The sequence below is a fragment of the Clostridium gelidum genome (assembly GCF_019977655.1).
GTDB lineage: Bacteria > Bacillota > Clostridia > Clostridiales > Clostridiaceae > Clostridium > Clostridium gelidum.
Genome location: NZ_AP024849.1, coordinates 3,615,512 through 3,627,973, shown reverse-complemented (window position 1 = coordinate 3,627,973; position 12,462 = coordinate 3,615,512). Strand labels below are relative to the sequence as shown.

General features: G+C 29.9%; 12 protein-coding genes and 1 pseudogene. 9 read left to right on the top strand and 4 right to left on the bottom strand.

The features are described 5' to 3' along the window. The first annotated feature begins 193 nt into the window (after positions 1-193). Positions 194-1,081 carry an alpha/beta fold hydrolase gene (locus psyc5s11_RS16640; RefSeq protein WP_224033613.1) on the top strand — a complete coding sequence of 296 codons (888 nt, stop codon included), beginning with the start codon at positions 194-196 and terminating at the stop codon, positions 1,079-1,081. A gap of 333 nt (positions 1,082-1,414) precedes the next feature. On the opposite strand, the gene psyc5s11_RS16635 is transcribed toward psyc5s11_RS16640, so the two are convergent. Beyond that, positions 1,415-1,615, bottom strand: a complete 201-nt coding sequence (locus tag psyc5s11_RS16635; RefSeq protein ID WP_224033612.1) for a YvrJ family protein — start codon at positions 1,613-1,615, stop codon at positions 1,415-1,417. Between the two features lie 239 nt (positions 1,616-1,854). On the opposite strand from psyc5s11_RS16635, the gene psyc5s11_RS16630 reads away from it, so the two are divergent. The 3 genes from psyc5s11_RS16630 (at position 1,855) to psyc5s11_RS16620 (ending at position 5,496) form a co-directional block, all read left to right on the top strand. Next, entirely contained in the window at positions 1,855-2,244 is a 390-nt protein-coding gene (locus tag psyc5s11_RS16630) for a DUF1016 N-terminal domain-containing protein (protein WP_311196453.1), read from the top strand. Positions 2,245-2,641: 397 nt separating this feature from the next. Beyond that, a complete protein-coding gene (locus psyc5s11_RS16625) occupies positions 2,642-3,280 on the top strand; it encodes a Type 1 glutamine amidotransferase-like domain-containing protein (RefSeq protein ID WP_224033611.1) in 639 nt (212 codons plus the stop codon). Positions 3,281-3,693: 413 nt separating this feature from the next. Continuing rightward, positions 3,694-5,496, top strand: coding sequence for a MutS family DNA mismatch repair protein (locus psyc5s11_RS16620; protein WP_224033610.1), 1,803 nt, complete (start codon positions 3,694-3,696; stop codon positions 5,494-5,496). A 195-nt stretch (positions 5,497-5,691) separates the two neighbouring features. Here the strand turns inward: psyc5s11_RS16620 and psyc5s11_RS16615 are convergent, their stop codons facing one another. Beyond that, the gene (locus psyc5s11_RS16615; RefSeq protein WP_224033609.1) at positions 5,692-5,892 is read right to left on the bottom strand and encodes a YvrJ family protein; all 201 of its coding nucleotides are present in this window, start codon (positions 5,890-5,892) and stop codon (positions 5,692-5,694) included. Between the two features lie 98 nt (positions 5,893-5,990). Beyond that, positions 5,991-6,608 (bottom strand): hypothetical protein, encoded by a 618-nt coding sequence (locus tag psyc5s11_RS16610; protein WP_224033608.1) that lies wholly within the window; start codon positions 6,606-6,608, stop codon positions 5,991-5,993. A gap of 264 nt (positions 6,609-6,872) precedes the next feature. On the opposite strand from psyc5s11_RS16610, the gene psyc5s11_RS16605 reads away from it, so the two are divergent. From psyc5s11_RS16605 to psyc5s11_RS16590, 3 genes and pseudogenes are all read left to right on the top strand, one after another. Further along, positions 6,873-7,016, top strand: coding sequence for a hypothetical protein (locus psyc5s11_RS16605; protein ID WP_224033607.1), 144 nt, complete (start codon positions 6,873-6,875; stop codon positions 7,014-7,016). 498 nt (positions 7,017-7,514) lie between these two features. After that, positions 7,515-8,411, top strand: a complete 897-nt coding sequence (locus tag psyc5s11_RS16595) for an N-acetylmuramoyl-L-alanine amidase (protein WP_224033606.1) — start codon at positions 7,515-7,517, stop codon at positions 8,409-8,411. Positions 8,412-8,579: 168 nt separating this feature from the next. Continuing rightward, a pseudogene (locus tag psyc5s11_RS16590) lies at positions 8,580-9,170 on the top strand (recombinase family protein). A 487-nt stretch (positions 9,171-9,657) separates the two neighbouring features. Here the strand turns inward: psyc5s11_RS16590 and psyc5s11_RS16585 are convergent. Then, positions 9,658-10,116: a MarR family winged helix-turn-helix transcriptional regulator gene (locus psyc5s11_RS16585; RefSeq protein WP_224033605.1), complete on the bottom strand. Its 459-nt coding sequence runs from the start codon at positions 10,114-10,116 to the stop codon at positions 9,658-9,660. A gap of 206 nt (positions 10,117-10,322) precedes the next feature. Between psyc5s11_RS16585 and psyc5s11_RS16580 the strand changes: the two genes are divergently transcribed. Further along, the gene (locus psyc5s11_RS16580; RefSeq protein ID WP_224033604.1) at positions 10,323-11,198 is read left to right on the top strand and encodes an SDR family NAD(P)-dependent oxidoreductase; all 876 of its coding nucleotides are present in this window, start codon (positions 10,323-10,325) and stop codon (positions 11,196-11,198) included. Between the two features lie 365 nt (positions 11,199-11,563). After that, positions 11,564-12,400: a MerR family transcriptional regulator gene (locus tag psyc5s11_RS16575; RefSeq protein ID WP_224033603.1), complete on the top strand. Its 837-nt coding sequence runs from the start codon at positions 11,564-11,566 to the stop codon at positions 12,398-12,400. The last annotated feature ends 62 nt before the right edge of the window (positions 12,401-12,462 follow it).

The following is a 12,462-nucleotide window of genomic DNA, read 5'->3' as shown; positions in this document are numbered from 1 at the left end:
AAATAAAATTCTTGCCAACTTTTACTTGACTCAACCTCTTTGAAAACTGAATAATACGATTTTTACAAACTGTGCTATAATTAATACAGAATAGTAAATTATTGTGAAGTAACAATCGCTTATTTACAAATTGATAAACAGACGTTTTATAGTATTATATTCATAATAAAAATACAAAAGGGGGATATATGCGATGGCACGCGTAAATGCAAATGGAATACAAATTGAATATGAAATTTTTGGGGAGAAGACAAATCCCACTATAGTACTTATTGCAGGAAATGGTGCTCAGCTAAATTTTTGGGAACCAGATTTTTGTGAAATGCTTGCAAAGGAAAATTTACAAGTTATACGCTTTGACAACCGCGATGTGGGATTGTCTACAAAATTCGATGCGGCGGGTATTCCTGATATGGTAAGAATATACCAGGCAGCACAAGAGGGAAAACCAATTAAGACACCATATACATTGGAAGATATGGCTGATGATGTGGCTGGCTTATTAGATGCGTTGGATATAAAGAAGGCTTACATCTGTGGTGCTTCTATGGGAGGCATGATTGCTCAGGTTTTTGCCTATAGTCACCCTTCACGTATATATAGTTTAATTTCTATTATGTCATCTACAGGTAATCCCAATAATCCACAAATATCACCAGAAACATTGGAGATTGTTACAGCAACGCCCCCAAATGGACGAGATGCATATATTGATTATACTTTACGTATGTGGAAAAGTCTTTGGAGTAGAGGGTTTCCTTTTGAAGAAGAACGTGCAATACGGTATACTGAAGAAAGCTATGATCGTTCTTATTATCCACAAGGAGCTGTACGCCAAAATGCGGCGTTGGTCGCTAATGGAGATAGGAGACAACACCTTTCATTATTAACAGTTCCAACACTGGTGATTCATGGAACTGCAGATCCATTGTTTCCTGTTGAAGCAGGAAAAGATACAGCACGCACAATACCTAATGCTAAATTACTTTTGATTGAAGGAATGGGACATGATATGCCTAAGGGAACGTGGAAATGCATAGTTGAAGCTATTGCTAGTTTGGTAAACGACACGTCTCATTAATGTTAATGAGAAAAGATGCAACCATGTCTATTATGTGCGCAGAAAGTGGATTGATTATTATCGCAAATTCCAAGTTGTAGTTAAATTATTTCACATTATTCTTTAATGATGAATTAATAAAATTAAAGACTAAATTGTAAAATCGTATTATTCAAGAGATTGGATTTACGATTTTTTTAACACACAATACTAAGCATAAATGCACTAAATCTATATTTCTTGCAAATAATATGGTTAATATTACCTAAGTGGTAATATGAGGTATTATAATTCATAAATTATCTGTAATTTAAAAGGCAATAAACATTAAATCAAAATGTTTATCGCCTTTTCTCATGCCACTTTATTAGAATCATCACTAGATCCAGCTGCATCTATAACAACCCCAAGCTTTGTTGATATTATGGTATTGAGTTTATTAATTGATGTAGATAAGTTATTAATTTGTTTCTCTAAGCGTATTAGCAAATATGCAGCAACAGCTATAGCAAACCCATTATTGACTATAAGATTAATTAATTCATTAACTTCCATGATCATCACCTCCTAATTAGGATATATGTGAGGAAGTATATTATTTCATATTAAGGGATAAATAAATCTTTGCAATCAATAATAATATTAAAAATAAATTATTGTGTGCCACCTTGATTGATTATATGCTCATAATAATGAGCTATAGCTAAATCAACCAAAGTACTGACATAAGTATTTAAATTAGGGTGAATGCTCTTAAGTTCATTAAGTTTTCTAACAGTAGATGAACGGAGCATATAGGTTCTTTTGATAATCTAATATTATATTGGAATATAGGCAATATTATATTAGATTATCAAAATAAAGATGAATGGGGAGCAAAAGTAATCGATAATATTGCAAAAGAAATTAAATCAGAATTCCAAGATTTAAAAGGCTTTTCTCCAAGAAACTTAAAATATATGAGAAAATTTGCATTAGAGTATAAAAGTCTAGAATTTGTGCAACAGGTTGTTGCACAAATTACTTGGTCACATAATGTAGTATTAATGGATAGAATAGAAAAGCCAGATTATGCAGAAAGAGCCGTATTTGAAGCAGTTGTAAATCCTCTATTAGAAAATGGCAAGTTAAAGCGGACTTTGCCAGATAAGCCTAATAGCAAAAATCAAAAGTATATTAAATAAGATTAGGGGCTGTTGCAATATTGTAACGGCCCTTTAATCAAACATACAATTAATCTTCTCATACTCCTTCCCATTTTTCAAAGGTGGAATCTTTTAATGATGGCCTCTTAATATTCCATAACCAATCATAGTAGAAGCTACCTAAGGTTGAATTGTCACTTTTGTTAGCAAAGTTATCTTCATAAACCTTTAATTTAGATTTAGCTTCTTTTTGAGTTTTTCAATTAATATCATCTTAAAAATATGAATTTATTAGACAATAGTATCAATATAAACATATGAAAAACTTGTAAATAAATACAATTATAATATAATAGTTATATTGTATCATACAGAATAGTAATTAAAAGCGAATTGCATAGAAATCAAAGTAACATGATTAAATGGGGGCATGGTAATGGCAAAGTTAATATTATATAGTGACCAATTGATTAAAGAAAATAGGAAAATTGATGATGAACTTTTAAAAATGCTTAATAAGAAAAATCCATCGATAGCATATATACCTTCATGTTCAGACATTTCAAGAAAGTATTTTAAGCCTAAGGTGAAATATTATAATACTTTAGGAATTGAAAACATACAGTATTTTGATTTAGATTTAGAATATGATGAATTAAAAATAAAGGACATATTTAAATTTGATGCAATACATCTTTCAGGTGGTAATACGTTTTACTTCCTTCATCTTTTGAGGAAAAGAGGTCTTGTAGAACAATTACAATCGTATGTAAATAATGGTGGAATTTTGATAGGTATTAGTGCTGGAAGTATTCTCATGACTAAAACAATTGAAATAGCGGGTTATGGTGAGGACGGTGATGAAAATTTTATAGGTATTGATGATAAGTGTGCTTTAGGTTTTGTAGAATTTGAATTTATGCCTCACTGGAATGGAACAGAAGAATCATTGGATTCAGTTAGAACTTATGCAAGACTTAAGAATACGGTAGTTTATGTTTGTAAAGATGGTGATGGAATAATAGTTTATAATGATAGTGTAAGAGTAATTGGGAATGTGATTAAAATTGAATAAAACAATATATGATTTAAACTTAATATTCATAAAAGATGCAGAAGTTGCTGTAAAAAAGAAATAAAATATATTTTTATAAAAGGAAGATTTAATGATATGAATTATACACCTTTTATAGATAAAATTTATAACTTTATAGTGAAACATGTTGTTTTAACGTTGTTAATACTAGTAGTGATAGGTCTAGTCGAGTTTGAAAAATGTGGTAAAGCTATAGGCAGGTGTATTTATTATGCTACACACTAGTAAATTTTGATGTAGTAATTAATAAAAATGAATAATGCGATATTTACCAAATATTCTATAAGTGATTTACAATAGTTAAATCATGTTGATGTTTTTTGTGTAAGAATTATTGCATACTTTATAATATATATAGAACAAAATATTCAAAATATGATTGGAGAAAAGCATTGACTAGTGTATACGATGATTATGTTAACCGATTGAAAAATTATAACAACTTAATTAAAGAAGAAAACAAATCAATAAAAGTTATAGCATATTTAAGATTTTTTACCTTAATTATTGGTTTAAGTGTTACATTCTATACTTTTAGAATTAAAAGTTATTACATAAGCATAGGAGTTTTTATTCTTCAATTACTTATTTTTATTTATTTAGTCATTGAACATGATAAGGAAATTAAAAAAAGAAAATATTCTATAGCATTAAAAAATATAAATGAAAAGGAGATAAAGAAACTAAATGGACAATGGAAAAGCTTTGAGGATGATGGTAGCGAATTTAAAAATGAAGAGCATAGTTATTCTAATGATTTAGATATATTTGGAAAAGGCTCATTGTTTCAGTGGATTAATAGTAGTAAAACATTTATGGGAAGGCAAAATTTAAAAAGTAGACTTACAAATCCATTAAAAACTCCTTTGGATATAAATACAATGCAACAATCTTTGCAGGAGTTAGCTGCTGATTTAGAATGGAGACAACTATTTGAGGCAGAAGGAATGATTATTTCTAATGAGTGTATTAATCCAGAAGAGTTATATAAATGGTCGAAAGATAGAAATGAGTTATATGCTAAGACTTGGCTTATTTTATTAGTTAGATTATTGCCAGGTATAACACTTTTATTAATTATTTTGGCCTATTTTACTTCTTTAGTAAACTTTAAATTACTATGCTTTATGTCATTTGCCCAATTAGCAATTTTATTTATCGGTGCAAAAAAAAGAAGTGCAACATTTAATAATATTTATAAATATAAAAATAGTATAAATATATATTTAAGATTGTTAAGTTTAATTATAGAAAAGGATTTTAAAAGTGATTATTTAAAACAGCTAAAAAATAATTTAGTGATTTCTAAAGATGAAGATGCAGCAGCCGCAATAAAAAAATTAGCTAATATATATGATAAAATATCTGAAAGAAATAATGCATTCTTTATAATAATTAATATATTGCTGTTATGGGATTATCAATGTATGATACTATTTGAAAAATGGAGAATTAAATCAGGCAAAGACTTGAAAAAGTGGTTTGATGTTATAGGAGAATTTGAAGCACTAAATAGCATTTCAAATATTATTTATGAGAATCCAGAGTGGGTTATGCCTTTGATTTCAGATAATGATTATATAATAAAAGCTGAAAAAATCGGTCATCCACTTTTAGGTGAAAAAATGGTGTGTAACAATACTACAATTGACAAAACAAAAAATATTTTACTAATAACTGGTTCAAATATGTCTGGTAAAAGTACATTTTTAAGAACTGTAGGCATAAATTTAATATTAAGTTATATTGGAGCACCTGTATGTGCCAAAAAGTTTGAATGTTCATTAATGCAGATTTTTACTTGTATGCGAACAAGTGATAACTTAGAAAATAATATATCTTCTTTTTACGCTGAAATATTAAGAATAAAGATGATAGTCGAAGAGGTACAGGAGAATAAAAAAGTATTTTTCCTCTTAGATGAATTATTTAAGGGAACTAATTCTCTTGATAGACATGATGGTGCTATAGCATTAATAAAGCAATTAGGAGATGAAGAGGCATCAGGACTTATTTCTACCCATGACTTAGAATTGTGCGATTTACAGTACAAATACTCTAAGATTAAAAATTATCATTTTAAAGAGTATTATTTAAATAATGAATTAAAATTTGACTACAAAATTCGAGAAGGAGTATCAACTACTAGAAATGCTATACATTTACTTAAGTTAGCAGGTATAAGGATAAAATAACTGTTTAAATATGCATATGTTTATTAATTAAAACCTAATAAAATTTTCTACGTAATCTTCTTTATTGGTGTATTAATAGATGATTTAAATTCAAATTGAACTATTCATATATCAATAATTTAATCTAACAGAACCCCAAATATAAACAAAATTAAAGGCAATAAACATTAAAATAAAAATGTTTATTGCCTTTTCTCATGCCACTTTATTAGAATCATCACTAGATCCAGCTGCATCTAGAACAACCCCAAGCTTTGTTGATATTATGGTATTGAGTTTATTAATTGATGTAGATAAGTTATTAATTTGTTTCTCTAAGCGTATTAGCAAATATGCGGCAACAGCTATAGGAAACCCATTATTGACTATCAGATTAATTAATTCATTAACTTCCATGATCATCACCTCCTAATTAGGATATATGTGAGGAAGTATATTATTTCATATTAAAGGATAAATAAATTCTTGGAATCAATAATAATATTCAAAATAAATTATTGTGTGCCACCTTGATTGATTATGTGCTCATAATAATCAGCTATAGCTAAATCAACCAAAGTACTGACATAAGTATTTAAATTAGGGTGAATGCTCTTAAGTTCATTAAGTTTTCTAACAGTAGATGAACGGAGCATATAGGTTCTTTTGATATCTAAGTATTCTCCATCGATAGGTGGTGCACATCCATTAACTATTGGTGATTTTCTATTGTCTGTTAAGGTATTATTCTCATTATTTGAGAGAGTTTTTAATTGAGACATTGATGAAGTAGAAATATTGGAACTGTTTCTATCCCTTTTAGTAATATTAGCAATGTCACTATTAAAATTATCAATATCATTAGTATTAGTATCAGCATGAGCAATGGTATTATTATTGATACTAGAATTATTAAAATCTAGAGTTTTAGTAGAAGCTAATTCAGAAGCATGAATATTATTATTTGATAGAGTAATAGCTGGTTCATTAATCTTATCTGCTTTATCATCACTGAATGAAAAAAATGCAATGCACTTTCCTGTTATAATTGGTTCTTCGCTAAAAGAACATACATCAAGATCCTCTTCACAAGCGAAATCATTTTTGGGTTCTGGTGGTTTTTTCTTACCCATAAATTTATCTCCTTTACTTAGTATTCTTAAATAGGATATATGGTTTAAATTGAAATATTCTAATATTCTTCTCCATAAATATGGTGAAGAATATTTATTCTGAACAATATTTATTCTTCAGAATATGCGCCAAAAATGAGGGCTCAGAGATTATGAGTATAAAAAAGTTAGTTGCTTTTATGTGATTTTTGAGATTGAAACATATATCCATAGTAGCAGCAAGAATTTTTTAAGTTGCAAATAAATTTTGGAGTGTGTTGTTAAATGGATGAAGAAGAAAAAGGAAACCCGACTCCTATTCAGTCGCTGGGGAAGTTCGAAGAACCAAATGCAAGATGCTCACAGAGAAAGTTCATGTATCCAAATATAAAATTTGGACATTCACTTTTGGATTCTCACTTCAAATGACTACAGAATACGATGAATACTATGACAAAAAAGATATTGCCATAATGATTAGAGATTCTACTTTAGATTGTGAACTGGGTTGCTCTTTATTAGAGGAAGGGTTGTGAATGATTGTAGTAATTGTAGCCTTAAATTTATTTGTGATCAGATTGATAAGGTTGCTGAGGCGTATATAGAAGAAACTACGAATATTGTTTGTAATTTTAGTGTTGATTAGACAGAATAAATATAGACACGATAAATATGGATAAAAGAAAATCCAAGGCTACAATTAGCCTTGGAATTTTTTTAAGTTCTTGGTTGCAGGAAAGTTCCGTATTGTGGCAAAGCCAGTCTTTTTATAGGTGCATAGCTACCTTTTTTAGAAGTGAAAAGTTCTTATATGTAGCATAGCTATTTTTTTTATAGGTGAAAAGTTCTTAATTGTGCTAGCGCACTTTTTTCAGAAGTGTATATCCTATATGAGAAAACAAGAAATTTGAAAGGGAAGGTGTATAAATGAGTAATTTTATAATAGCAGTAGGACATACTGCTAGTGGGAATGTTGGTTGTGGTGTTATTGATAGGCTGGATGAGAGTAATTGCAATAGGGCTATTGGAGCTTTAGTTGCAGAATATTTACAGCAAAAAGGTCATGGTGCTTATTTGCTTAGGATTGATGAAAATAATAAATATGACTGTGAAGACTGCTACTTAAGAGCAATTCAAGCTAATCAAATAGCACAAAGTTTAGAGGTAGACCTTTATGTGGAAATTCATATTAATGCAGGGGGAGGGATAGGACCTGAGGTATGTGTTGCTGGAAAATCAGAAGTGGCTAATCAATATGCCATAAAGGTAAGTAACGCTTTAGCCAGTTCTGTAAATTTACCTAATAGAGGAGTGAAAACAAGAAGTCTTATTGTTCTTAATAAAACTGTTATGCCTGCAATTTTAGTTGAGTGTTTATTTGCTGATAGTTCTGATGCCGATGTGTATGATCCAGAAGTTATTGCAAGAGCTATTGTTTGTGGGTTAGTTGGTGCTGATGGTTCAAGTAATAATGTTTGGAAGTTTGGGTGGAATAAAAATAATATTGGATGGTGGTATTGCACAAACGAGGTTGATAAATATTATTATAATGCTGATAATGGATGGAAAGAAATTGATGGGGAGTGGTATATCTTTGATAATAGGGGATATGCACTGCAGGAGGCTTGGTATTATGATAATAGTGATGGATTTTGGTATTACTTAGATGAAAGTTGCAAGATGGTTAAGGGGAGTAAGGATAAACCTTTATGGGTTTGGATTGATGGGGATTGTTATTGCTTTAATGAGCATGGGATGATGTATTGTGATTGTGTTACGCCTGATGGTTGGACATTCGATAGGAGTGGGGCTTGGGTAAGGTGATTGCATTATTAAATTATAGTATGATAAAACACTAAGAAAATGAAAGAAAACATAATAAAACTTACCTAAAATTGACATTATCTTTATCTTACAGTGTATCATTGAATTCGAATAGTTTAATGATACATATTAAGATAAAGATAATTTTATTATAAGGGATGATATATTATGATTTATAAATATGAAAGAGTTAGTACTAAGAAACAGAGTGTAGGCAGACAAGAAATGATTCTTGATAAACTAGGAATTGTTTTTAATAAGGCCTATACAGATAAAATAAGTGGAAAAAGTATTGATAGGCCTGAATTAAACAAATTAAAATTAGAGGTCAAAGAGGGCGATATAGTATAATGTGAAAGCATAAGTAGATTAGGAAGAAATGTCGATGATCTTAGGGGCACAGGTGACTATTTCAAGAATAAAGGTGTTACAGTTTATTTTATTAAAGAGGGTATAAATACAGATGGTGACGGTTATAAATTTATATTGACTATCCTAGGGGCCGTTGCAGAAATGGAAAGAGAAAATACAGTGGAGAGAGTGCAGCAAGGTGTCGCAAGATGTATCGAGAATGGAACAACTAAAACCGGTAGATGGTTTGGGAGAGAGGAAAAGAAAGCTGAGGATTTACCAAAAGACTTTAAGAAATACTATATAAAAATGATTAATAATGAATTGAGTAAGGTAGAAAGGGCTAAGTTATTAGGAGTGGGAAGAGCAACTTTATATAGGTGGATAAAATTATATGAAGGACAATAGATTTTATTAAGGACTTTTATTTAAAGTAGATACAAAAGAGGTTTGGGATAATGAAGGGTGAACCGTATCACAAATAAAGGATAGAAAGTAAAATTGAGTAAAGTTGATATAAGTTATAAATTAATAAGAAATAAATTATGATTTAATAATTTATATAAATAATTGAGGGGAACCAAGTCCAGCGGAGGAGGCTCTCCTTTTTCTGTTTTTTTAAAAGAATGTTTAGGATAAATCCTGTGAATATAAAAATTTGTATATAATAATGTTTAAAGGATAGTATATAAGTCGATTAAGGATTTCAATTCAATATCAGATTTAAAGGGTAAGACTTCTTTTTTATTATTAAAGCGATTTATCCAACATACATTAAAGCCAAAACTTTTAGCACCAGCTACATCCCAACTATTATAGAACTTAATATAAATGATAACTTACTAATTCATCTAAATAAGGTCGGAGAACCAAATCCAGAGGGAGACGGTTCTCTTTATTCATAACCATTGAAATCGCTAAGCATTTCAATAAACTTTTCAAGCTTAGAATCATCCCATTTTGAAATACGGTCATAGAAAGCAGATTCTTTCTCTTTTAAAGCATCTATAGTCTTTTGATTCCCAAGTTTAGTTAAAGTTAATAGTACACCTCGACGATCAGCGGGAGATGGTTCACTTTTTACATAGCCCAAGCCCTTAAGTTGATTTACAAGGCGGCTGACAGAACTACGATCCATAGCTGTTGATTCCGCTAAAGCTGTAGCACTGGTTGGGCCAAATGAAAAGAGCCAACGGACAAGGAGAAAAGCAGCTGGCTGTAATGTGATATCGAAGCGTGCTGCAGTTCTGACATTAAGTCCATGTGAAGCGCTAATGAGCGCATTTAGCTGCTCGCCTAGTTTTATTTCTAAATGCGTTCTGGCAGTATCTTCATTATGAGTATAATTATCCATGGTACACCTCAATTTAACATATTTACGTATATAAAATATACTTGACATATATCAAATAAAAGCATATATTTGATATATGTCAAGTATATTTATTTAGCTAATGCATGTCAAGTAAAAGAGAGAGATAAAAATATAATTTTAAAATATAAAGTGCAGATATAGATAAAGAATATGAAAATACAATAGCTAAACTAAGGAGGAAAGTTATGAATACTAATCTAATTGTTGTCATTACTGGTGCAACTAATGGGCTTGGACAATTAGTTGCAATTGAACTAGCAAAGCAAGGTGCTCATCTTGTATTGATAGCTAGAAATAAGAAAAAAGCTGAAATGACTAAAAAAATGTTAAATGATATTGTACCAAAAGTAGAAGTGGACTTTTTTCTGGGCGATTTATCATTGATGGCAGAGGTGAAAAGAGTAGGTCAGGAGATTAAAGCTGCATATCCCCAAATTGATGTGCTTGTGAATAATGCAGGAGTACATGCATTTGAACAGAGAATAACATCTGAGGGGTTCTCTGAAATGATAGCGGTGAACTATTTAGCTCCGTGGTTATTATCTAATATATTAGAGCAATCTTTAATGAAAGCTGAAAATGCTAGGATTGTAAATGTCGCTTCAGAAGCATCACGTAATCATGGTGAACTTAAACTTCCAGAGGATTTGACCAACACAGCTACGTTTAATACTAAAGGGTCATCTTTACTTTACGGAAAAACTAAACTACTTGATATTATGTTTACTGCAGAATTATCACGTAAACTTTCAAGCACAGGAATTACTGTTAATGCACTAAATCCAGGTTTTAATGTTACTGGTCTTGGACGTGAGCTCTGGTTTGCTTCGGTACTTGAACGTATATTAAAATTTCTTCATATTGGAGATCCACAGAAAGGTGCTGACATTATTGTCCGCTTAGCTATTGATAAAGAATACAATGGTGTGACTGGTGGATATTTCAATGTTGGAACTGGAAAACCTATTATTCCTGTGTATCCAGGGGGAGATATCACTATGCAAAACAAACTATGGAATGATACTAAAGAATTATTGAAGCGAGATAGCTTTATGGAATAAATTTATGAAACTACATGTGGTATTTAGAGGATCAGCATTTGTAAAGAACTGGATATTTCTGGTGAGAGAAAATAAGAATCGCGATTGTAAGTATGATTTTACAGTGTATATTTAAGTCTGGTAATAATAAATTCAGAGTAACAATAAAAAAAGTGATATCACTTGTCAATGATACGGTGAACCGTATCATAAGTAAATGAGAACTTTTTCTTATGATATGGCTCTCAGTAGCACATTTAAATTGTTTTTTAATGCTTTATATCAAAATATCGATACAGTTAATTAAACAATTTTACTTTTTTTATTGACTCTCTCATTATGTAATAGTTTATTATTAATATAAGCTTAAGTTAAGGAGATATTATATGCTAAAGATTGGAGAATTCTCAAAGTTTACTTGTATTAGTGTTCGTATGCTTCGTCATTATGATGAAATTGGATTACTTGCTCCAGAAAAAATTGATATTAAAAATGGGTATCGCTATTATACTTTTAATCAGTTAACACTAGCCAATAATATTCAAAGCTTAAAGCAAATGGGTTTTGGAATAAGTTACATTAAAGAAATGTTAATTAATGACAATAATTTGGAAACGGTTAAGAAATATATGAATATTAAATATCTGGAACTAAAAGATGAAAAAGAAAATATTGAAAATAAATTAAAAATGTTGGAAAACTCACTATTAATATTAAATACTGGCAAGATGAAAAGGGAATATAATGTAGTAATAAAAGAATTTAAAGAAATGAACTTAGTATATTATCGTGATATTGTTCCTACATATGACGAGATGGGGAGGATGTGGGATAATTTAGAGCTTGCAGTTATTAATATGAATATTAAACTTACAAATCCATCTTATCCACTAGCAATTTTTAATGATAGAGGATATAAAGAAAGTGATGTAGATATTTCAGTGTGTTTATCTGTTTCAGAAAAATGTATGGATAAATGTGAAATTAAATTCGAAGTATTTCCATTAACAACTGCTGCAACAGTAATATTTAAAGGAAACTACCACCAAATAAAAGATGTGTCTAAATCTATTGGGATGTGGATAAGTAAAAATAGTTATGAGTTATCAGCACCTAATTTTATAATATATCATGTAAGTCCACATGACACAAATAATCCAGATGAGTATGTAACAGAAGTATGTTTCCCTATAAAAAGTGATTTTCATAAATATGCAGAATAATAAAATTAAATAATAAATTACATAGGCTACACTATATAAATAAAAGTTAGAAGGGAGCATTC